Origin of the sequence: Aeromonas sp. MR16, assembly GCF_022549315.1 — a bacterium.
In the GTDB taxonomy this organism is placed as follows: domain Bacteria; phylum Pseudomonadota; class Gammaproteobacteria; order Enterobacterales; family Aeromonadaceae; genus Aeromonas; species Aeromonas aquatica.
Map to the genome: position 1 here is coordinate 16,315 of NZ_JAKZFK010000032.1, position 22,752 is coordinate 39,066.

General features: G+C 62.6%; 18 protein-coding genes. 6 read left to right on the forward strand and 12 right to left on the reverse strand.

The features are described from left to right. Positions 1 to 247: 247 nt before the first annotated feature. Together gltB and MM194_RS18370 are read left to right on the forward strand one after the other, a co-directional pair. Complete coding sequence (gene gltB, locus MM194_RS18365) at positions 248 to 4,705, forward strand: glutamate synthase large subunit (protein ID WP_241344350.1); 4,458 nt, start codon at positions 248 to 250, stop codon at positions 4,703 to 4,705. A gap of 12 nt (positions 4,706 to 4,717) precedes the next feature. Further along, positions 4,718 to 6,133 (forward strand): FAD-dependent oxidoreductase, encoded by a 1,416-nt coding sequence (locus MM194_RS18370; RefSeq protein ID WP_241344351.1) that lies wholly within the window; start codon positions 4,718 to 4,720, stop codon positions 6,131 to 6,133. A gap of 89 nt (positions 6,134 to 6,222) precedes the next feature. Here MM194_RS18370 and MM194_RS18375 read toward each other — a convergent pair whose 3' ends face one another. The 4 genes from MM194_RS18375 to soxR form a co-directional block, all read right to left on the reverse strand. Further along, the gene (locus tag MM194_RS18375; protein WP_241344353.1) at positions 6,223 to 6,984 is read right to left on the reverse strand and encodes an amino acid ABC transporter ATP-binding protein; all 762 of its coding nucleotides are present in this window, start codon (positions 6,982 to 6,984) and stop codon (positions 6,223 to 6,225) included. Then, on the reverse strand, positions 6,981 to 7,637 hold the full coding sequence (locus MM194_RS18380) for an amino acid ABC transporter permease (RefSeq protein ID WP_241344377.1): 657 nt from the start codon (positions 7,635 to 7,637) through the stop codon (positions 6,981 to 6,983). Before MM194_RS18380 ends, MM194_RS18375 begins: the two co-directional genes overlap by 4 nt. A gap of 57 nt (positions 7,638 to 7,694) precedes the next feature. Further along, the gene (locus MM194_RS18385; RefSeq protein WP_241344355.1) at positions 7,695 to 8,468 is read right to left on the reverse strand and encodes an amino acid ABC transporter substrate-binding protein; all 774 of its coding nucleotides are present in this window, start codon (positions 8,466 to 8,468) and stop codon (positions 7,695 to 7,697) included. Between the two features lie 356 nt (positions 8,469 to 8,824). Then, entirely contained in the window at positions 8,825 to 9,289 is a 465-nt protein-coding gene (gene soxR / locus MM194_RS18390; RefSeq protein WP_241344357.1) for a redox-sensitive transcriptional activator SoxR, read from the reverse strand. 66 nt (positions 9,290 to 9,355) lie between these two features. On the opposite strand from soxR, the gene MM194_RS18395 reads away from it, so the two are divergent. Further along, the gene (locus MM194_RS18395; RefSeq protein ID WP_241344360.1) at positions 9,356 to 10,348 is read left to right on the forward strand and encodes a questin oxidase family protein; all 993 of its coding nucleotides are present in this window, start codon (positions 9,356 to 9,358) and stop codon (positions 10,346 to 10,348) included. Here MM194_RS18395 and MM194_RS18400 read toward each other — a convergent pair. The 5 genes from MM194_RS18400 to MM194_RS18420 all read right to left on the reverse strand — a co-directional run bounded on the left by MM194_RS18400 (position 10,345) and on the right by MM194_RS18420 (position 15,111). Next, positions 10,345 to 10,779, reverse strand: a complete 435-nt coding sequence (locus tag MM194_RS18400) for a protease (RefSeq protein WP_241344362.1) — start codon at positions 10,777 to 10,779, stop codon at positions 10,345 to 10,347. The two genes, MM194_RS18395 and MM194_RS18400, sit on opposite strands and share 4 nt — an antisense overlap. 46 nt (positions 10,780 to 10,825) lie before the next feature. Next, positions 10,826 to 11,866, reverse strand: coding sequence for a M35 family metallo-endopeptidase (locus MM194_RS18405; RefSeq protein WP_241344363.1), 1,041 nt, complete (start codon positions 11,864 to 11,866; stop codon positions 10,826 to 10,828). A gap of 280 nt (positions 11,867 to 12,146) precedes the next feature. Then, entirely contained in the window at positions 12,147 to 12,806 is a 660-nt protein-coding gene (locus MM194_RS18410) for a DUF2913 family protein (protein WP_241344365.1), read from the reverse strand. A gap of 91 nt (positions 12,807 to 12,897) precedes the next feature. After that, positions 12,898 to 14,193: a DEAD/DEAH box helicase gene (locus MM194_RS18415; RefSeq protein ID WP_033132180.1), complete on the reverse strand. Its 1,296-nt coding sequence runs from the start codon at positions 14,191 to 14,193 to the stop codon at positions 12,898 to 12,900. Positions 14,194 to 14,460: 267 nt separating this feature from the next. Next, positions 14,461 to 15,111, reverse strand: a complete 651-nt coding sequence (locus tag MM194_RS18420) for a DedA family protein (RefSeq protein WP_033132179.1) — start codon at positions 15,109 to 15,111, stop codon at positions 14,461 to 14,463. 369 nt (positions 15,112 to 15,480) lie between these two features. On the opposite strand from MM194_RS18420, the gene MM194_RS18425 reads away from it, so the two are divergent. From MM194_RS18425 to MM194_RS18435, 3 genes are all read left to right on the forward strand, one after another. Beyond that, on the forward strand, positions 15,481 to 16,440 hold the full coding sequence (locus MM194_RS18425; protein WP_241344367.1) for a hypothetical protein: 960 nt from the start codon (positions 15,481 to 15,483) through the stop codon (positions 16,438 to 16,440). Between the two features lie 30 nt (positions 16,441 to 16,470). Continuing rightward, a complete protein-coding gene (locus MM194_RS18430; protein WP_033132177.1) occupies positions 16,471 to 17,022 on the forward strand; it encodes a DUF4256 domain-containing protein in 552 nt (183 codons plus the stop codon). 112 nt (positions 17,023 to 17,134) lie between these two features. Then, complete coding sequence (locus tag MM194_RS18435; RefSeq protein ID WP_241344369.1) at positions 17,135 to 17,986, forward strand: NERD domain-containing protein; 852 nt, start codon at positions 17,135 to 17,137, stop codon at positions 17,984 to 17,986. Positions 17,987 to 18,119: 133 nt separating this feature from the next. Here MM194_RS18435 and MM194_RS18440 read toward each other — a convergent pair whose 3' ends face one another. From MM194_RS18440 to leuA, 3 genes are all read right to left on the reverse strand, one after another. Next, entirely contained in the window at positions 18,120 to 19,286 is a 1,167-nt protein-coding gene (locus MM194_RS18440) for a DUF1615 domain-containing protein (protein ID WP_033132175.1), read from the reverse strand. Between the two features lie 163 nt (positions 19,287 to 19,449). After that, positions 19,450 to 20,355 (reverse strand): GGDEF domain-containing protein, encoded by a 906-nt coding sequence (locus MM194_RS18445; protein WP_241344372.1) that lies wholly within the window; start codon positions 20,353 to 20,355, stop codon positions 19,450 to 19,452. A 290-nt stretch (positions 20,356 to 20,645) separates the two neighbouring features. Continuing rightward, entirely contained in the window at positions 20,646 to 22,304 is a 1,659-nt protein-coding gene (gene leuA / locus MM194_RS18450; RefSeq protein ID WP_241344374.1) for a 2-isopropylmalate synthase, read from the reverse strand. Positions 22,305 to 22,752: the final 448 nt, after the last annotated feature.

Consider the following 22,752-nt stretch of genomic DNA (forward strand, 5'->3'; position numbering starts at 1 on the left):
CAAAAAACTACAATATATAAATATTAAAGGTTTTTATTGAGATAATTCCCCCTCAACACTCTAAAACCGACATTTTGTTATGACGATGTAACATTGCAAACAGCCGGGATGTGTAATTGACCTTGCCTGAAAATCCCATTAGTTTGGAGATTCGCCACCTCAGGCGGACGGAACCACAAGAGCCAATCGCAATTTATGCAATCTGTCGATGACAGTGCGATGGAAGGCCGAGCAAGGGAGAAATGCAATGTCACTATATGATCCAAAGCTGGAGAGGGATAACTGTGGCTTCGGCCTGTTGGCCCACATGGAAGGGGAAGCCAGCCACAAACTTGTCCGTCTCGCGATGTCAGCCTTGGCTCGCATGCAGCACCGCGGCGGCATCTCCGCCGATGGCAAGACCGGCGACGGCTGCGGCCTGCTGCTGCAAAAACCGGACAGCTTCTATCGGGCTGTCGCCGAGGAGAAGGGATGGCACCTGGGCCGCAACTATGCGGTCGGCATGCTGTTCCTGAACCCGGACCCCGTCCTGGCCCAGCAGACCCGCGACATCATCGACGAGGAGCTGGAACGAGAGACCTTGAGTCTGGTCGGTTGGCGCAAGGTGCCCATCGATACCAATGTGCTCGGTCCCATCGCCAAGGCCTCCCTGCCCAGCATCGAACAGGTCTTTGTCAACGCGCCGCCAGGCTGGGTCGACAAGGATCTCGAGCGCCGCCTCTATATAGTGCGCCGCCGCATCGAGAAGCGCATCAGCGACGACTACTTCTATGTGGTCAGCCTCTCCAACCTGGTCACCGTCTATAAAGGACTGTGCATGCCGGTGGATTTGCCGCGTTTCTATCTGGATCTCGCCGACATCCGCATGCAGGCCGCCATCTGCGTGTTCCACCAGCGCTTCTCCACCAACACCAGCCCGCGCTGGCCGCTGGCGCAACCCTTCCGTTATCTCGCCCACAACGGCGAGATCAACACCATCGCCGGCAACCGCCAGTGGGCCAAGGCGCGCAGCTACAAGTTCGCCACCCCGCTGATCCCTGACTTGCAAGAGGCGGCCCCCTTCGTCAACACCACCGGCTCCGACTCCTCCAGCCTCGACAACATGCTGGATCTGTTCCTGGCCGGTGGCATGGACCTGTTCCGTGCCATGCGCCTGCTGATCCCGCCAGCATGGCAGAAGCACCCGAACATGGATGACGATCTGCGCGCCTTCTATGACTTCAACTCCATGCACATGGAGCCCTGGGATGGCCCGGCCGGCATCGTCATGACCGACGGCCGCTACGCCACCTGCGCGCTGGACCGTAACGGCCTGCGCCCGGCCCGCTACGTCATCACCAAGGACAAGTTCATCACCCTCGCCTCCGAAGTCGGCACCTGGGACTACACCCCGGACGAGGTGCTGGAGAAGGGCCGGGTCGGCCCGGGCGAGCTGTTCGTGGTGGATACCAGCAACGGCAAGGTGTGGACCAGCTTCGAGATCGATGACGATCTCAAGAGCCGTCACACCTACAAGCAGTGGATGGACAAGCACTGCAAGCGGCTGGTGCCGTTCGAACAGATGGATGACGCCAGCACCGGCGCCCGCGAGTTCTCGGACGATCAGCTCAAGACCTATCAGAAACTGTTCGGCTACTCCTACGAGGAGCTGGATCAGATCATCCGCGTGCTCGGCGAGAACGGCCAGGAGGCGGTGGGTTCCATGGGGGATGACACCCCGATGGCGGTGCTCTCCTCCAGCCAGCGTACCCTGTACGACTACTTCCGCCAGATGTTCGCCCAGGTCACCAACCCGCCCATCGATCCGCTGCGGGAGAATCACGTCATGTCGCTGGCCACCTGTATCGGCCGCGAGCAGAACGTGTTCAACGAGACCTTCGGCCACGCCCACCGGGTGCTGTTCCAGTCCCCCATCCTGCTCTACTCCGACTTCCACCAGCTGTTGGCGCTGGAGGGGGAACACTACCGTCATGCGGTGCTGAGCCTCAACTACCAGCCCGAAGAGGGGCTGCAAGGGGCGCTGGAGCGACTGTGCAACGACGCCGCCGACAAGGCCCGTGGCGGCACAGTGCTGCTGATCCTGTCGGATCGGGACGTCAGTGCCGACACCCTGCCGATCCCGGCCGCCATGGCGGTGGGCGCGGTGCAACGCACCCTGGTCGACAACAACCTGCGCTGCGACGCCAACATACTGGTGGAGACCGCCAGCGTGCGCGACCCGCACCACTTCTCGGTGCTGCTGGGCTTTGGCGCCACCGCCATCTACCCCTATCTGGCCTACGAGACCATCGCCAAGCAGGTCGAGGAAGGCGTGCTCAAGATGAGCCTGCGCCAGGCCATGCTCAACTACCGCAACGGCATCAACAAGGGCCTCTACAAGGTGATGTCCAAGATGGGCATCAGCACTGTGGCGAGCTACCGCTGCTCCCAGCTGTTCGAGGCGGTGGGCCTCTCCCAATCCGTGGTCGAGATGTGCTTCCGCGGCGTCGCCAGCCGTATCCAGGGCAGTGATTTTGGCGACATCCAGCAGGATCAGGTCAACCTGGCCCGCCAGGCCTGGCTGGCGCGCAAGGAGCTCACTCAGGGCGGCCTGCTCAAGTTCGTCCACGGTGGCGAGTATCACACCTACAACCCGGATGTGGTGCAGACCCTGCAAGTGGCGGTGCGCTCCGGCAACTACGCCGATTACAAGGAATACGCCAAGCTGGTCAATGAGCGGCCGGTCGCCACCCTGCGCGATCTGCTCGCCCTGAAACAGGGCACCAACCCGGTGGCGCTGGATCAAGTTGAGCCCGCGGCCAGCCTGTTCCCCCGCTTCGACTCCGCCGCCATGTCCATAGGCGCGCTGGGCCCTGAGGCGCACGAGGCGCTGGCGGTGGCCATGAACCGGCTCGGCGGCAAGAGCAACTCCGGCGAAGGTGGTGAAGATCCCAAGCGCTTCGGCACCGAGAAGAATTCCCGTATCAAACAGGTGGCATCTGGTCGCTTCGGCGTCACCCCGCACTACCTGATGAATGCGGACGTGGTGCAGATCAAGGTGGCCCAGGGCGCCAAGCCCGGCGAGGGTGGCCAGCTGCCCGGTGACAAGGTCACCGCCCAGATCGCCAAGCTGCGCTATTCCGTGCCCGGCGTGACCCTGATCTCGCCGCCGCCGCACCACGACATCTACTCCATCGAGGATCTGGCCCAGCTCATCTTCGACATCAAGCAGATCAACCCGGACTGCCTGGTGTCGGTCAAGCTGGTCTCCGAGCCCGGTGTCGGTACCATCGCCTGTGGCGTGGCCAAGGCCTATGCCGACTTCATCACCGTCTCCGGTTATGACGGCGGCACCGGCGCCAGCCCGCTCAGTTCGGTCAAGTACGCCGGTTCCCCCTGGGAGCTGGGCCTGGCCGAAACCCAACAGGCGCTGGTGGCCAACGGCCTGCGCCACAAGGTGCGGCTACAGGTGGACGGCGGTCTCAAGACCGGTCTGGACATCATCAAGGCCGCCATCCTCGGCGCCGAGAGCTTCGGCTTCGGCACCGGCCCCATGGTAGCGCTCGGCTGCAAATACCTGCGCATCTGCCACCTGAACAACTGCGCCACCGGCGTCGCGACCCAGGATGAGAAGCTGCGCCGCGAACACTTCACCGGCCTGCCGGAGATGGTGATGAACTACTTCAAGTTCATCGCAGAGGAGACCCGCGAGCTGATGGCCCAGCTGGGGGTGACCCAGCTGACGGATCTGATCGGTCGCACCGATCTGCTGGAGGCCCTGCCCGGCCTCACCGCCCGTCAGGCCAAGCTGGATCTCTCCGGCATACTGGCGAGCCCGGTGGCACCGGCAGGCTCCAGCCTGTTCAGCCAGCAGCACAACCCGACCTTCGACAAGGGGCCGCTCAACCTCAAGATGGTGGAAGATCTGCTGGAGGCGGTCGAGCACAAGTCGGGCGGTGAATTCCGCTACGACATTCGCAACACCGACCGCTCGGTGGGGGCGCGCCTGTCTGGCGAGATCGTCAAGCGCCACGGCAACCAGGGCATGGCGTCCGATCCGGTTCGGGTCCACTTCAACGGCACCGCGGGCCAGAGCTTCGGCGTCTGGAACGCCGGCGGCCTCGAGATGATACTCACCGGCGACGCCAACGACTATGTGGGCAAGGGCATGACCGGCGGCAAGCTGGTGGTCAAACCCCACGTCGGCGTGGCGTTCAAGTCCCATGAGGCGGCCATCATAGGCAACACCTGCCTCTACGGCGCCACCGGCGGCAAGCTCTACGCCGCAGGTACCGCGGGCGAGCGCTTCGCGGTGCGCAACTCCGGCGCCCTGGCGGTGGTCGAGGGGATAGGCGACAACGGTTGTGAATACATGACCGGCGGCATAGTCACCATACTCGGCACCACGGGCGTCAACTTCGCGGCGGGCATGACAGGTGGTTTCGCCTACGTGCTGGACGAGTGCGGCAACTTTGCCAAGCGTACCAACCCCGAGCTGGTGGAACTGCTGGACGTGGCGGACCTTGCCATCCATCAGGAGCACCTGCGCGGCATCATCACGGCGCACCTGAGTGAGACAGGCAGCTCGCGCGCCGAGGAGATCCTGGCCAATTTCGACTCCTATGTGCCCAAGTTCAGGCTGATCAAACCCAAGTCCAGCGACGTCAAGTCCCTGCTTGGCCACACCAGCCGCTCTAGTGCAGAACTCAGAATCCAGGCGCAATAAGGAGGGAACCCTATGAGCCAGAACGTATTCCAGTTTATCGATGTCCAGCGGGTCGACCCGCCCAAGAAGCCGCTCAAGATCCGCAAGATCCAGTTTGTGGAGATCTACGAGCCCTTCAACCAGGCCCAGGTCGGCATGCAGGCGGATCGCTGCCTCGACTGCGGCAACCCCTATTGCGAGTGGAAGTGCCCGGTGCACAACTACATCCCCAACTGGCTGAAACTGGCCAACGAGGGGCGCATCCTGGAGGCGGTGGAGCTCTCCCACCAGACCAACAGCCTGCCGGAAGTGTGCGGCCGGGTCTGCCCGCAAGACAGACTCTGTGAGGGTGCCTGTACCCTCAACGACAGATTCGGCGCCGTGACCATAGGCAACATCGAAAAATACATCACCGACAAGGCGTTCGAGATGGGCTGGCGCCCGGATCTCTCCAAGGTGGTGAAGACCGGCAAGCGGGTCGCCGTCATCGGCGCCGGCCCGGCCGGACTCGCCTGCGCCGACGTGCTGGCGCGCAGCGGTGTCAGCGCCGTGGTGTTCGACAAGTATCCGGAGATCGGCGGCCTGCTGACCTTCGGCATCCCCTCCTTCAAGCTGGAAAAAGAGGTGATGCAACGCCGGCGCGAGATCTTCGAGGGCATGGGGATCGAGTTCCGTCTCGAGACCGAGGTGGGCCGGGATGTCACCTTCGCCGATCTGCTCGGTGAGTTCGATGCGGTCTTCCTCGGGGTCGGCACCTACAAGTACATGAAGGGCGGCTTCGAGAATGAGACTGCGCCCGGCGTGTACGACGCCCTGCCCTACCTCATCTCCAACGCCAACCGGCTGCTGGGCTTCGAGAAGGCGCAGGCCGATTACATCGACTTCGCAGGCAAACAGGTGGTGGTGCTCGGCGGTGGCGATACCGCCATGGACTGCGTGCGCACAGCAATCCGCCAGGGCGCCGACAAGGTGATCTGCGCCTACCGTCGCGACGCCGAGAACATGCCGGGCTCCAAGCGGGAGGTGAAGAACGCCCACGAGGAAGGGGTGGAATTTATGTTCAACCTGCAGCCCATCGGCGTGGAGCTCGATGCCCATGGCCGCACCTGCGGCATCAAGGTGGTGAGCACCGAACTCGCCGCTCCCGATGCCAACGGCCGCCGCAATCCGGTGGTGATCGAAGGCTCCGAGCGGGTGCTGGCCGCCGATGCGGTGGTGATGGCGTTCGGCTTCCAGCCCAACCCCCAGCCCTGGATGGCGGAATACGGCATCGAGCTCGACAACCGGGATCGCATCAAGGCCCGCGAGCAGGCTGACTACGCCTTCCAGACCAGCAACCCCAAGGTGTTCGCCGGTGGTGATGCGGTGCGCGGCTCGGATCTGGTGGTCACCGCCATCTACGAGGGTCGCAAGGCTGCCGAAGGGATCATGGACTACCTGACCGTGTAAACTGCCGTCCAGACGAGAAATGCTCCAAGCAAACAGCCCCGCAGATGCGGGGCTGTTTCTTTCTATGGCAATCCTCCAGGCAAGAACCACTAGATGCTCCAGCTCTCCGGCAAGCGTTCGGTCAGGGTGGAGATGTACTCGAAGGTGCGCGCCCGCTTGGGGGCGGTAAACATCTGGCGCGCACTGCCCGCCTCCACCACCTCCCCCGCCTCCAGGAAGATCACCTGCTGGGCAATCTGGGACGCCAGACGCAAGTCGTGGGTGGCAATGAGCATGGTGGTGCCTTCCCGGGCCAGCTGGCGCAGCACGGCCACCACCTCCAGCGCCAGCTCGGGATCCAGCGCCGAGGTCGGCTCGTCGCACAATAATACCTTGGGGGCTGGTGCCAGGGCCCGTGCGATGGCGACTCGTTGCTGCTGACCGCCAGACAGGGTTGCGGGAACTGCCTCGGCCTTGTGACTGAGCCCCACTTTGTCGAGCAGCAGCAAACCACGCGCCACCGCCTTGGCCTTCGGCCACTTCAGCACCGTCACCAGCCCCTCCATCACGTTCTCCAGCACCGTCATGTGCGGAAACAGCTGGAAGTTCTGGAACACCATGCCGGTCTGCTGGCGCAGGCTCAGCACACTCTGGCGCGACAGGTGGTGCGAGAAATCGAGCTCGCTCCCCCCCAGCACCAGCTGCCCCGCATCCGGCCGCTCCAGCAGGTTCACACAGCGCAGCAGGGTGCTCTTGCCGCTGCCGGAGGGACCGATCAGGGCGGTGACGCTGCCCGCCGCCAGCGCGAGACCGACCCCCTTCAGCACCCGCTGGCCGCCAAATTGCTTCTCGATACCACTCAACCGGATCATGTGACGACCTCCCGGGTCTCTTTGTGGGTCAACTTGCGCTCCAGCCAGTCTTGCAGGGTGGAGAGCAGCGAGCTGAACAGCAGGTAGATGATGGCCGTCTCGGTGTAGAGGATGAGCGGCTCATAGGTGACGGAGGCGAGCCGCTGGGCGGCCTGGAACAGCTCGGGCACCGTCACCGCCGCCGCCAGCGAGGTGTCCTTGACCAGCGAGATGAAGGTGTTGGAGAGCGGTGGCACCGCGATGCGCGCCGCCTGTGGCAGTATCACCCGCCACATCACCTGGGGCCAGTTCATGCCGATGGAGTGGGCCGCCTCCCACTGCCCTTTCGGGATCGCCGCCAGGGTGGCGCGGATGATCTCCGAGCTGTAGGCGCCGATGTTGAGGGTAAAACCGATGACCGCGGCGGTGAAGGCATCCAGCACTATGCCGGCGCTCGGCAAGCCGTAGAAGATAAGGAACAGCTGCACCAGCAGCGGCGTGCCCCGAATGAGCCAGACATAGAAGCGGACCAGCGCAATCAGGGGGGCCGGACCATACAGCCTTGCCAGTGCCACCAGAAATCCAAGCAATATTCCCAGCACGAAGGTGATCAGCGTCAATGGCACGGTAAAAATAAGCCCCGCGCTGAGCAGGGGCCAAAAAGAGTCGATCATTAACTGCAACCAGGCTGGCACGTTAATTTCCTCGATTGTTATTATGTTGCCGCGATATTATTGCGAGACGTCAGTGCCAAAATATTTCAGCGATATCTTCTGATAGCTGCCGTCTTGCTTGGCGGTGCGCAGCGTCTGATTGATGGCGGCCAGCAATTCCGGTTGTCCCTTGGCGAGCAGCACGGCCGATTGATCCCCCTTCGCCTCGGTTGCCGCCACCTTCAACTTGGCATCCGGCTTCTGTTTCTTGAAGTCCAGGTAGGAGAGACTGTCGTTGATGGTGGCATCCACCCGCCCGCTCAGCACCAGCTCCAGCGACTGGTTGAAGCCCTCGGTGGCCACCACCTCGGCCCCCGATGTCTTCGCCAGTTGGGCGAAGTTGCTGGTCAGGGATTGGGAGGATTTCTTGCCCTTCAGATCCGCAAAGCTCTTGATGCTGTCGTTGTCGCTGTGGACCACCACCACCGCCTTGGAGGTGATATAAGGGTCTGAAAAATCGTACTTCTTGAGTCGCTCAGGGGTGATGGCCACCTCGTTGAGCACCAGATCGTAGCGCTTGGCATCCACCCCGGCGATGAGCCCGTCCCACTTGCCCTCGACAAACTCCGGCTTCACGCCGAGGCCGCTTGCGATGAGCTCGCCAATCTCAACGTCAAAGCCCACCAGCTTGCCGCTCTTGTCGTGATAGGTGAAGGGAGGGTAGGCCCCTTCCGTGCCTATCTTGATCACCCCGGCGCTCTGGATGACGGCGAGACTGGATTGTGCCTGTGCCGATGTCAGCAAGGCCAGCGGCAGGGCGGCCAATAAAAACAGGGATTGCAGCTTTTTCATTATTCACCTCGTTATATTTATGAACATCCAGAATGCGTGCCAATGAACATCATCAGGAGCCATGCAATTATTTGATTGGGTTCTGCCATTACCGGCCAAGATTAATATATCGGCATTGTCGCCTTATATTTATCGGGCTGGTCGTCTGCATGGACAAAACATAACGCGGGGCGTTCCATTGCCAAAGCATGAAATACGGGGATATTTAGCGAAATAATGGATAACAAAAATAACGAGCTCGAATGAGCATTAATTCATTCGGTGATGAGATTGTTGGCCTGCAGGCTGGCACGCCGTGGCTGCCGGAGGGACGCACAGCGACCGCCGTGCCCGGCATTGTCCATCCTCTGCCCAGTTCAATCCTCGGCAGGGGGCTGATCCCCCAGCAGATAACGGGGGCCGCTGCCCCCAGAGGCGGCTTGGTCCTCCGGGTTGTAGAGGGCGCAATGCTCCAGCGACAGGCAACCGCAACCGATGCAGGCGTCGAGTTTGCGCTTCATCAGCTGCAAGGCCTCGATGCGCCGTTCGAGCAGCCCTTGCCACTGACCGGCGATCTGCTCCCAGTCACGGCGATCCGGCGTGCGGCCGTCGGGCAGCCCGGCCAGCGCCTCGGCAATCTCGCCGAGGCTCAGCCCCATCCCTTGTGCCACCCGGATAAAGGCGATGCGGCGCAGCGCATCCCGTGGATAGAGACGCTGACCTCCGTCGCTACGCAGGCTCTGGATCAGCCCCTTTTCCTCGTAAAAACGCAAGGCACTGGCGTTGACACCGGCACGCTTGGCTATCTGGCCTATGGCCAACCACTTGCGATCCCTTTCCATCCTTGACCTCAAGTTAGCTTTAACTTGCACAATCCTGTCTTCCCCGACAACAGGAGTCAAAGGATTATGGATTTTCTCTCTTCCCTGCTCGATGCCAACGCGGCCTTCGCCCTCAACGGCCGTGACACCACCAATCACTGCCCCATGGCACTGCACGCCCTGCATGAGATGGGCGCGACGCCGGCTCAGTTACAGCATTTCTTTGCCCATTGGCAAAGTACCCATTCCCTGCCCGCCGGAACGGAAAACCAGGGAGATGAGGAGGAGCATCGTTTTGTGCAACTACGCCAACAGCTAGCCATCCGGTTTGCCGAGGAGGGCTGGCTGCCCACCTTCGAGACCCTGTTGTCCCAGCGCCTCTCCCCCGCTGGCGGCGCCTTCCATCCGCTTATTCGCTTCGCCTGCGCGCTGGAGAATGGTCATCAGGGAGAGCAGGCGGCGGCGCTGGCCGCCTGGCAATGCAAGCCCCTGATCCTGCCTGCCGGTACGGGGGCCCCCTGCCGGGACGTCACCCGCCTGCTGGCCGGGCTGTCGGCTCACTGGGAGGGATCGAGCTGGCAGGGAGAGTGGATCACCGCCCGCCTGCGCCAGGTGGCGGCGGACTCGCGCTGGCCGAGCTCGCTGCCATGCAGCCTGGATGACGGGGCAGAGGTGTTGACGCAATTGGCCGAGGCCGCCCTGCCGCTCTATTGGCAGACCCGCAACTTCACCCTGCTGCACCTGGTGACCGGCAGCCGGGCCGCCGCCATCGTCGCCCGTCATCTGCCCGCCGAGCTGCAGGAGCCTTGGCAGACCCTGATGTGGCAAGCCGCAGCCGCGGCCTATATCACGGTCGGGGCACCGGCGCTGGGATCCCAGCGCTGGCCAGACGTTTCAGGGCTGGACTGGGAGAAGGTGTTGCCGCTGGCGATCGCGAGCCTGGACGATCACGTGATAAAACTGGTGCACTGCTGCTGGCGGGAGCAGGCCCGCTCACCCCGCCATGGGGCCCACTATCTCGCGGTGGCCGCCCGCGCAGTGGGGCTGCTGAACACCGATGCCGGGCGCAGCGCCGCCTAGGGCGCGGCGATACGGCTAAAGCTGATGGCTGGACAGCGCGGCGCCACCCCCTGGGTCAGGGTCAGCGGCTGGGCGCGGTAGCTGAGGTGATAGACCCCGGGACGTGACAGGTCGTAGACCTGGGTCAGCTCCGCATCCGCCCGGCTCTGCTGGCCGGCACCCAGGATGAAGAAGTCGTCGGCGCCGGGGTTGCCCCGCTTGGCGAGCGGCCCCCTGTAGGCCACCGGCCGATCCGCCAGGGTGAGATCGATAGCATCGGCGAACCAGCCCTCGAACGGGGTGAACCAGCTCAGCACCTCGAGCGGCCCCTCCCCCTGGTTGGTCAAGGTCATCACCAGGGGCAACGGCTCGTTCACCCGGCTTTCTGCCTGCACCGACAGTTCGCACCGTAGGGGGGCGAGCGCGAGGGTGGTCAGCAAGAGCGTCATCATGGTGCCTCCTTCAACATAAAAAGGGGCCTGTCGGCCCCATCACACATCAATTTTCGCTCGGGGTATTCTCGGCGAAATACTCGTGGTTGTCGGCGTTGTTCAGTGCCTTCTGCGGCTCGGTGCTCGCCAGGTTGCGGGCATTGGCCTGACCGTAACCCAGATCATCGGTGCCCGCCACCAGGTTGAAGTGACTCAGCTCGTGGACTATGGTGCCGGCGCGGGAGTCGGTCCCGGTGACGGGGGCCGTCCAGAAGCTCTTGCACAGATAGACCTTGTAGGGCTGATCCGGGTAGACATAGGCGAAGTAGCTCTGCTTGCAGCCGCAATCGAAGGTGAGTGGCTTGTTGTCGATGGCATCCTTGATCTTGCTGAACTGGAGCTCGGTCTGATCCCAACGAGCGGCATCATAGGCACCAAACCAGCTACGATAACGCTGGCCACTGGGTTTATCCACTGCCAAATAACCCGTTGAGTTATTGGTAATACCACTGGCCGCGTCCAGTGCCGCCAGAATGTCTGTTTTCTGAGTGTTGGTGCAGCGCCCGCTGAAGCTCACCGAAGCGGTCACCGCCTGGGGGTCGGCCAGCGGCGCGGCCTTGGCCTGCAGCCGCTCATCGCTCACCCCTTCCACCCAGAGGCTGACGGTGTTGGACTCGCTGGCCTGAGCCTGTTTGGCCTTGGCGGCTTTCGCCTCCAGCGGCAGAGTCGGCAACTGATAACGGATCTGATACTGGCCCTGGGCGCTCATGTCGTAGAGACCGGACACCTCCGCCTGCCGCGTCAGGCTCTGGCCGGCCTTGAGCAGCTGGAAGTCCTTGTCGGTCGGCGCGGCCCGCTTGATCAGGGCCCCCTCATAGCTGACCTTCTGGCCATCGCGTTCCACCAGGAACAGGGGGGCATCCTCGCTGCCCGGCAGTTGCCACTTGAGCAGGCGAATGGGTTGGTCACCGGTGTTGGTCAGAGTCAGGTTGACCCGCACATCCTCGGTACCGCCCTCCACCAGGGTGAGCCTGGCATCGAGTCCGGCGGCGCAGAGCGGAGAGGCCAGCACGCCGGCCAGCAGCAGGGCAATGGGAGTTGCTTTCATCAAATATCCTTATTTGTTGAGTGGCGCCATCAGGCGGTTTGCTTCTTTAAGGCCCTCTTTGGGGCCCACTCACCCTAGAGCAGAAGTTTTGCGCCACCATCTCACCATATGGGGGACGCCCCCCATCGGAGGGGGCACCTCGCAACCCCCTCGCCCTGCGACAGCATTGGGGGCGGAAACAGATGAAGGCGTCGCCCCGTCACTCGTTCCTGCCCTGTTTTTTGGCCATAAAAAACCCCGGCACAGGGCCGGGGTCATGGGAGCAGGGACGCTACTGTCGTCAGATATTGGCCTCGGCCAGCAGCGCCAGGGCGGGCTGGGCATTGGCGGGCACCAGTCGATACGCCTTGTGGTGCTTGACCAGGGTGGCCTTCTTGTCGCCCTGGCTCAGCAGCAGGCCCTGTGCAAAGGCCGCCTGTGCCAGTTGCTTCTCGTCACCGCGCACATAGAGGGTGATGGGCTTGATCAGCTCGCCATCGGCGACATGGCCCTGGTATTCGCTGGCCGAGATGACCAGGCTGGATTGGCCCTGCCCCAGCAGCCGCAGCTTGGCGCTGACCTCGGCGTCGGTAAACACCAACCAACCCATGCTTTCCAACTCGGCCAGCAGGGCGGCGAGTCTGGCGCCCAGCTGCTCGGGCACCGCCATGGCACGGCCGTACTGGCAGACGATGCGCTCCAGCAACCCCTTGAGATCGGCGCCGGCCCCCAGGGTGCGGCCCTGCTGGATCCAGCCTTTCAGATCCTCCATCACCAGCCGGGAGAAGCGCTTCTCCTTGAGGGAGTCCGCCATCCAGGTGCAGAGGAAGTGACTCTCCTGGGCGGGGGTGCGTTTTCCAGCTTTTTGCGAGGCCGAGCGCGCCAGCTCGGCCAGGCTCTGGCTGGCCATGTCGAGCAGGGCCTGATTGTAATCTTGCGGGTTCTTGACTGGGGGGATCATCGCGCGTCCTCTGGGTGATCGGTAAACAGCATCAAGGCGCCAACGGCGCCTTGAGTCGGGAGCCTAGGCTCCCCTGCATCATCTTGCCCGCTTACTTGGATTGGCGGGGCTTCTTGGCGGCAGCCAGGCGCTTGAGGCGCTGACCTTGCAGCTTGCTTTCTGCCATAGCCTGGGCGGCGGCGTTGTCTTCCCGCTGGGGGCGCTTGCCGAAGCGACGACGCTCCTGCAGCTGCTTGATCAGCTCGTCACGGCTGCTCACCTCGTAGCCCGGCACCATGATGCGGCGGATCTTCTGACCGATCAGCGCCTCGATCTCCAGCAGGGTGCGCTCTTCTTCACGGCTGACGAAGGAGATGGCCATGCCGCTCTTGCCAGCGCGACCGGTACGGCCGATGCGGTGCACATAGTCTTCCGCCAGGAACGGCAGATCGTAGTTCACCACGTATTGCAGATCCGGGATGTCCAGACCACGGGCAGCAACCTCGGTCGCGACCAGCACCCGCACCTTGCCTTCCATGAACTCGCGCAGGGCGCGGCGACGGCTGCCTTGCGCCTTCTCACCGTGCACCACGGCGGACTTGATGCCATCGAGGTTCAGCTCGTCCACCAGCTCGTCGCAGCTCTCGCGGGTACTGGCGAACACCAGCACCTGCTGCCAGTTCTGCTTGCCGATGAGCTCGGAGAGCAGCTCGCGCTTGCGCTTCTGCTCCACCGGATAGACGGTGTGGCTGACGGTGTCGGCGGTGGAGTTTTGCTTGTTGACGCTGATGATCTGGGGTCTGTCCAGCATCAGGTTGGCGAGCTTCTTCACGGCATCGGAGAAGGTGGCGGAGAACAGCAGATTCTGGCGCTCCTTGTTGACCGCTTGCAGGATCTGCTGCACATCGGCGCTGAAGCCCATGTCGAGGATGCGATCCGCCTCGTCCAGTACCAGGGTCTCGACCCCAGAGAGGCTCAGGTTGCAGGCGGTCAGGTGCTCGAGCAGGCGGCCCGGAGTCGCCACTATGATGTGAGCACCCGCTTTCAGCTTGCGTGCCTGCACGTCCTGCTTGCCGCCACCGAAGATGGTCAGCACTGTGATGTCCAGGTACTTGGCGAAGTCGTTGATGTTGCTCGCCACCTGAGCGGCCAGCTCGCGGGTCGGAGTCAGGATCAACACCCGGGCATTGGACGGCTGGACAGGAGCCGGCTTGTCCAGCAGGCGTTGCAGGATCGGCAGCGCGAAGGCCGCGGTCTTGCCGGTCCCGGTCTGGGCGCTGGCCAGCACATCGCTACCACGACGTATGGTCGGGATCGCCTGCTGCTGTACAGGGGTCATCTCCTGATAACCGCAATCTGAGATGGCGCGCAAAATCTCGGGGGCAAAATCGAACGATTCAAATCTCATATTGGGTTCCTGTGTTCCAGCTGGGCTGTAGTTGGCTTAAGTGGCTCGAGCCGGCTTGGGGCGCGGCATCGGCGAGGCTTGGGGCCAAGGACGGCTGGGCCTGACATCGAGTCAGAGAATGAGCCGGAAAATGGCGGGCGCGAAGTGTAACAGATAGGCGTCACAAATTCCGCCTCAAATGGCCTGTATTTTTACATCTCCCCCCTTGCACGGGCCCTTGCCGGTGCAACCTTGGGGAGGATGGACGTCGTGAGCCCGTCCACCTTTTTAGCGAATGCGGTTGGTCGGGCGCTTGAGCAACCGGATGCCGATGGCCGCCACGGCGATGACGAAGAGCGCGAAGGAGGTGACCAGCAGGCACTTGGTCAGCAGCTCGTGGTGGTTGGCCAGCATCGGGGTTGCCATCACGAACTTGCCGATGAGGCTCAGGGTCAGAGCCCAGAGGAAGGCGCTGGCAAAGCTCGCCACGGCCACCCGCGGCAGGTGCAGGCGAGAGACCCCCATCAACATGGGGGTCAGCACCCGCACGAAGGGGATGAAGCGGGACACGAACATGGCCCAGAAGCCGTAGCGATCGAGCAGGCGCGAGGCACGAGGCAGGCTGCCGTCCGGGATCATGCGCTCAATATGGCCCATGAAGCGGGTACCGTGCAGCGCATGACCCTGCCAATAGGCGATCAGGCTGCCCAGCCCGGCGGCGAACGGCATATAGAGGAAGCTCACCTCGGGGCCGAGTACTCCCATGCCCACCAGGCCACCGGCCAGCAACACCAGACTGTCCCCCGGCAGGGGCAGGAACACGAAACTCGATTCGAGAAAGAGGATCACCACCAGGCAGGTGACGAGCAGACCGATGGCCTGCATTTGAATAAGCTGATCAAAGTCCTGATGCCATATGGCAAGCAGCATGTCCTGCATCTGGAATGACTCCCGTCAACGTGTGCATCCATCATGACGGCCCAAGGGCCCCGCTCGGCATCTCCTCCCTGCTGCCTGCTCCCGTTACTCCTGCGGGAGGCCCGTTATACACCCGTCGAACTGAACAAGAAATTAATGTCTGCCATTTATGTGGATACTCTATCACTCCCGGGCGGCGGGCCGGCCCGACTGAACCCGCTGGCAAGGGGTCCCCGATGCCAGGCCTGCGCCCGGCGTGCGCGGACGGTGATCTGCGCCTCTGCCAGGGGCAAGATTGTCAGTTGGCACAACGACTTGGCTGCCAAGGCGAGGAAAAACCGTTACAGTGTAAGGACTCCTCACCGGACGAGGAGACTCACGGAGCTAGGTATGGCGCAGATCCCCTCTTCTCATGCAAGAACCCTACTGCTGTCTGGCATCGGTCTTGTCAGCCTCATGGCCCAGGCCAACGACGGCTCCCTGGTGCAGCAACGTGCCAATGCGGTGGTCTCCTTGATGAGCTTCACCGTGGTGCCCGACATCACCGCCAGCAACCTGGACATCGGCAGCGGCACCAACGAACAGGCGGCGCTGACCATCACCCAGCTCGGTGGCGGCGCTACCATGAGCGAAGGCTTTCCCATCTATCTGGAGGGCACCCTGGGCTACAGCCGCTACGATCCCCAGTTCGTGTTCACCGATGGCACCGAGACCCGCACCATCCCCGTCAAGTGGAACAGCCTGAGCGCCACCGGCGGCATCGGCTGGGATTTCGGCCTGCACCGGGATCGCTGGGGCGGCAACCTGGTGCTGCGCCCCATCGCCAACTTCACCCTGGGGACGGTGGCGAGCGACTTGCGCATCGGCGCCGCCTTCATCTCGCACAAGACCGGCAAGAACCTCGATTTCCTCGACGGCGGCACCCTCAACGTCTATGGCCTGGGGGGCTCCCTGATGCTGGACTACGAGTTGTTCTCCAAGGCTCAGGACATCGACGCCGAGCTGCGCTACTCCTATCAGCACCTGCAGAGCTTCACCGGCACCGCCGACAGCATCGCCGGCCAGGCCGAGGCCGAGAACCTGGGGCTCTACCTGCGCCGCCGGGCGCCTCTCTTCAGCTGGACCCTGCTCGATCGCCCGGTGCGCTACGTGATGGAGGGGGCCCGCACCGAATACCTGGGCGCCCAGCGCGGCCTGCTTGGCTTCAACAGCCTCAATTCCCTCGGCCTTGGGCTCGAACTCGACAGCAGCAAATACAAAGTCTTCGTCACCCGCACCCGGCTGGTGGCCCGCTATATGTTCAGCCACAACACCAACGGCTATTCCATCGGGCTGGCGATGAGTTTCTAAGGACGAAGGTGCTGGCGGAGGATACCCAGGATGAACTTGACCAAGGCACAGATTGACGAGTTGCTCGCCACCTTGCAGGCCCGCTTTGAACAACACCCCCATCGCCACCAGGGCATAGCCTGGTCACAGGTGCGCGCCAGACTGGATGCCAACCCGCAGTCGTTACGCTCGCTCCATGAGATGGAGCGCACAGGGGGTGAGCCCGATGTCATTGGCCAGGATCCCCAGAGCGGGCTGTTTATCTTCTGTGACTGCAGTGCCGAGAGCCCCGGCGGGCGCAGAAGCCTCTGTTATGATCGGGCGGGTCTGGAATCCCGGAAGGAGAACAGGCCGACAGGCTGCGCGACCGAGATGGCCACGCAGATGGGCATAGCGCTGCTGACGGAGGCCGAGTATAGGGCGCTGCAATTGCTCGGCCGCTTCGATGCCAAGACATCGAGCTGGATAGAGACACCGATGGAGATCAGGCGCCTCGGCGGAGCCCTGTTCTGCGATTGCCGCTACGACAGCGTCTTCCTCTACCACAACGGCGCCCAGTCCTACTATGCCGCCAGGGGCTTTCGCGGCAGCTTGCGGGTCTAGATCCGACCGCGAGAGGCTGACAACCGACCAAGGCACCGGATACCCCAAGCGCCGCAGCCTGATTTCTATCGAGGCTTAACCCTTAAGCAAGATCCCATGGAGAGTCGATGAAATGGACTTCACTCCCGTTATTACCTTACTGCTTGCTCAGCTCTGGTATCTACTGCCACTGTTACTGATTGCCACCGTGATAAAAACACCCTGGTTCAAGGGGATGGTGGGGGAATGGTTTCTCAATCTCTCGATCCGGCTATTCCTCGACAAGCAAGACTACCGACTACTCAAGAACCTGACCCTGCCGACCGAAGATGGCTCCACCCAGATCGATCACATCATCGTCTCCCGCTACGGGGTCTTCGTGATTGAAACCAAGAACATGAAGGGGTGGATCTTCGGTAATCCTGCACACAAGCGCTGGACTCAGCAGATCTACCGCCGCAAGCACAGCTTCCAGAACCCCCTGCACCAGAACTACAAGCATGTGATGACGCTCAAGTCCCTGCTGGGGCTGGCGGACCATCAACTCCATTCGGTGGTCTACTTTATCGGCGATTGCACCTTCAAGACGCCGATGCCGGAGAATGTGCTCAACCGCGGCCTTATTCCCTACATCAAAAGCAAAACCACCCAGCTATTACGCCTGGACGAAGTGGATAGGACCGTCGAGACCATCCAGCGAGGGCGATTGGCCGCCAACTGGCAGACCCACAGCCAGCATGCTGCCCAGCTAAAGGCGCGTCATGACACTGTCCCCATACAACCCGTGGCAAACAATATCACTGACCGAGCCAGGAAAACCGCTGAACCCGATGCCATCGAGGCCGGCCATACCGTCCCCACTTGCCCTCACTGCGGCAGCCCCATGATCTTGCGCACCGCCAGTCGAGGAGAGAACAAAGGCAATCCGTTTTGGGGTTGTCGCGGGTATCCAACGTGCAGAGGTATTGTCTCGTCCTCCTCTTGATGACGCTGCCAGAAAGGCAGCTGCCTACATGGAGAGAACCTTGCGCTCCAACATCCTTGAGCTAGATACGCTTCGTTGCTCAAGAGATACAAAAACAAGGGCGGCCATTGGCCGCCCTTGTTTTTCGATGCTGTCATTGAATCGCCGCCATCTGCCGCACGCAGCGTTGCTCCCTGTCGTCCACCCGCTTGGCGAACCAGGCGGTGGTGAGGTTGCGGGTGATCTTGGGGCTCTTTAGCTGGATGCCGGGCAAGATGGCGCGAGGCAGACGGGTGCCCGCCTTCTGCTCGGCCAGGGCATAGACCCTGTGGTAGAGATCGCTCTTCGCAAATTCGGGGCTGTCTCCCATCTTCAGGCTCTGGCGGATGGCGTTCTTGCTCATGCTGAGGCGACTCGCCATGCTGTAGACCGCGAGCTCGGTATTACCCGGCTTGTCGGAGTCGTAGCGGATGAGATCCCCGTCCAGCGCCAGGGTCTTGCCACTCACCCGACTGACGGCGGCCTGGAAGGCGGCGTTGCGGCTCGCGTACCAGCCGGCGTTGAAGTCGGCGAAGCGATAGAGGGTGTCCGGGTAGTCGGCGGGATAACCGAAGATGTGCTTGGTGCCAAACCAGATGCCGCCGCGGCGGGTAAAGACTTCGTGGCGGATGGATTCCTCGATCGGATAGGGGTAGCCGCGGGCGTTGGCCTCGGCGAAGGCGATACTGACCTGCATGGGGCCACCGGTGTGCACCGGGTTGAGGTTGCCAAACAGCGTCTTGCCCATGGGCACAGTGCCTATCATGTCCTCGAAGATCTCGCTCATCTCCCGCTCGGTGCGAAGCGCATCGATGCGTGCGGCATAGGACTTGCCGGTGGGGGAGGTGATGCCGAGCGCCGTACGCACCACGAACTCGGGGATCAGCAGCTTGGCCGCGCGGGCGTTGATCTCTTTCCAGGCGATCTTGCCAAGGCCCGGTACCACGGGATCCGCCTGGTAGGTCGCCTCCTGCTCCGCCACCGCGAGCACGGTGCAGACGTTGTGATCGCTCACCGCTATGCCCTGGGTCGAGAGCGCCGTCACCACATCATTGGCCCAGCCCTGCTTGTCGCGCACGTTACCCGGTAAAAAGTGCACTATGCGGGTCTTCATGTCGGCGGGCTTGCGCGGCTGCATGGCCTTGGGTTGCTTGGCGATGGCGGCCGCCTCTTCGGCCGGGGCGGGTGGCTCGCTGGCACAACCCGCCAGCAACAGGGCACCGAGCAGCGGCAGGACGGTCAGCCGTCTCGCAGGGAGGGTAAATCGGGGAGAGGTGGTCATGAAGGCTTCCGATAGAGAAACGGGATCGGGCCCCATTCATCTCAGATAACGGGCCCCGAACGCAAACAGGCGGTTATTGTAATGGATTGAAGGGGGGATCTGAAGGCGACCATCCCCTCGTGATGCTCCGCAGCGGCAGACCCTGGCCATGCCGGCTCCCCCATCACGCCAGCTCGACCCGATTGCGGCCTTGGTGCTTGGCCTGATAGAGCGCGAGATCGGTACGCTTGATCAGGGTGTCGACCGCCTCCCCGGCGTGGGAGATGCCGACCGCGATACTCACGGTGAAGCGCACCCCGTCGTTCGAGACCATCGCCTCGGTAGCCAGCCTTATCTGCTCCGCCAAATCACGGGCCTTGCCACCCAGCATGCCGGGCAACCAGATGGCAAACTCCTCTCCACCGAGGCGCGCCACCACGCCATCCAGCGGGCAATGCTGGCGCAGCAGACCGCTGAATTCCCGCAGCACGTTGTCACCGACCCCATGGCCATAGCGATCGTTGATCTGCTTGAAGTGATCGAGATCCAGCAACAGCAGTGGCGTCCCCTCCCCGGCATGGGTGTCCAGCACGGTACGAAACGAGCGGCGATTGGAGAGGCCGGTCAGCTCATCGGACATGGCCATGGACGCCAGCCGGATCTGGGCGCCGTACATCTGCTTCACCATCAGCAATACCCCCCAGGCCGTCGCCAACATGCCGAGACTGCGCAGGCTGTCTTCGACTCTGGAGAGCCACCAGGGTTGGAAATAGGCCTCATCCATCAGGTCGATGACCCCCGAGACCAGCCAGATACAGAGGCCAACGGAGAGAAACCCATAGCTCTTGCTGGAGAGTTGGGCACATTGCACGACCCAGAACATGAACAACAGGGTCAGCACGTTGATGACCTCGGCCAGGGCGCCGATGGTATAGAGATTATGCTGCGCCAGCCGATCGAAACCTGCCGTAAAGAGTGCGGCCGTCAGCAGTAACAGGCACAACTGGCCCGCCATGGCGGCGCGGCGGCAAAGAGGAAGTGACAAGAATATGGCAGGGTGTACGGATAACCGAAGGGGAGTCTTTTTCATCTGCATTGGCTCCAAAACGTCTCTATTTCTCTCCAATCAGGGCTGAATTCAGCCGTCAGACTTAGCCTGCCTCCAGTGTGTCACTGTGCCACCTTGGATTGCATGGCGGTCTCATTGTGGTACTGTTTTTTCATAAAAAACAATCCCCTCACCACATTGGTGAGGGGATCTGTGAGCAAGATCGGCCTGGCTGTGCCCTGTCTCTAGGGCGCCGGTGCGCGGCGATGGCACTGGGGCTCTATCCAGGCGCGTTTCTCCACTCAGTCCCGGAACCTGATCAGGCGTTCGACTCAAGCACTCTGTCGCAGGGCCTGCACCTGGGCGGCGCCATTGATCACCGCCTGCAACGAGGCGTTGACCACATCGCGGCCGATGGCGACCCCGCACTGGCGCTGGCCATCGACGCTGAGCAGCACATAGGCGGCGGCGCGGGACTCGGTGCCGGCGGAGAGGGCATGTTCGGAATAGTCGAGCACGTCGATGTGCATGCCAGTCTGGCGCTCCCAGCCGTTGACCAGGGCCGTGATGGCCCCCTCCCCCTCGCCTCGCAGTTGCAGCGCGCCATCGGGGGTCTGCAGCTCGAGGTGCAGGCTCTCCTGGCCGTCGTGGCCGAGCTGGAAGCGACCGATGCGGTAGCCGTGTACCGGCTCGAGGTAGTGCTGCTCGAACAGGGCGCGGATCTGCGCCGGGTTGATCTCGCTGCTGCTCGCCTCGGCTTGCGCCTGTACCCGGCGGCTGAAGTCGATCTGCAGCCAGCGCGGCAGTTGCAGACCGAGGTCGCGCTCCAGCAGATAGGTGACGCCGCCCTTGCCGGACTGGCTGTTGATGCGGATCACCGCCTCGTAGCTGCGACCAAGATCGGCAGGATCGATGGGCAAGTAGGCCACATCCCAGAAGGCGTCGGGCTTCTCGGCCGCCAGGGACTTGCGAATGGCATCCTGATGGCTGCCGGAAAACGCCGTGTAGACCAGCTCGCCGGCGTAGGGGTGGCGCGGGTGCAGGGCAATCTGGGTGCAGGCACCGACGGTGGCGACGATGGCGTCCATGTCAGACAGGTCCAGCTCCGGGTCTATCCCCTGGCTATAGAGGTTCATGGCCATGGTAACGATGTCCATGTTGCCGGTGCGCTCGCCGTTGCCAAGCAGAGTCCCCTCGATGCGGTCGGCCCCCGCCAGCACCGCCAGCTCGGCGGCGGCCACGCCGCAGCCCCGATCGTTATGGGTGTGGATGGAGATGCTCACCTCGGGGCGCGCCTTGAGGTGGCGGCAGAACCACTCCACCTGATCCGCGAACACGTTGGGGGTGCTCACCTCGACGGTGGCGGGGAGGTTCAGGATCATGGGGCGGGCAGCGATGCGCCACTCGTCGATGACGGCGTCACACACCTCCACCGCGAACTCCACCTCTGTGCTGCTGAAACTCTCGGGGGAATACTGGAAGCTCCACTCGGTGCCGGGATTCTTGGCCGCGTATTCCCGCACCCAGCGCGCCCCCTGCACGGCGATAGCTTTGACCCCCTCGCGCCCGGTGTTGAACACATAGTTGCGCTGGGTCGGGTTGACCGAGTTGTAGACGTGAACGATGGCGCGTTTCGCCCCCTTGAGGGACTCGAAGGTGCGGGCGATCAGATCCTCGCGGGCCTGCACCAGCACCTGGATGGTGACGTCCTCCGGGATAAGATCCCGCTCGATAAGCTCACGCACGAAGTCAAAATCAGGCTGGGAGGCGGCCGGGAATCCGACCTCGATGTGCTTGAAGCCGACATGGACCATCAGCGCCCACATCTGCAGCTTCTGGGCCACCGTCATGGGCTCGACCAGCGCCTGGTTGCCGTCCCGCAGGTCCACGGCGCACCAGAGCGGCGCCCGTGTCATCACCTGGTTGGGCCATTGACGGTCCGCCAATGCGATGACGGGAGCGGGGCGGTATTTGCGATGATCGAAGCTCATATTCAGATTCCCTTGGCTGATGTCCTTGAGGCGCGGCGCCGTTGCGGGCGATGAAGGTGAGCAACGACGCGACTGGGCAGGCAAGCAGCCAGGGTAAGGAGGGGGAAGCGGGCTGGCGCGGTAACGCTGGCCCTGACGGTTGCGTGGGTGGTAACCCCACAACCGGTTTCCTGTGGCCCCTCTTGATAAGAGGGGCCGGCCTGCGCTGCCGGGTAAGCAACTGGCCCTGATCCTCGCACCCCGCTGTTGCAGGCGCAGACGACCTTATGTGATGAGAAACCAGTATATAGAGGCGGGCCGGGTGAGCGATTGCAAAAATTGCGTACAATAGCCAAAAATACGCAATCATTGTCAATTTTACCATCACAAAAGGGGGTATATCTCCCACCCAGAACGATATCTCCTCTCCCCTGCTCACCTCAGCCTCCATGCCAGAGGGCTGGCCAGC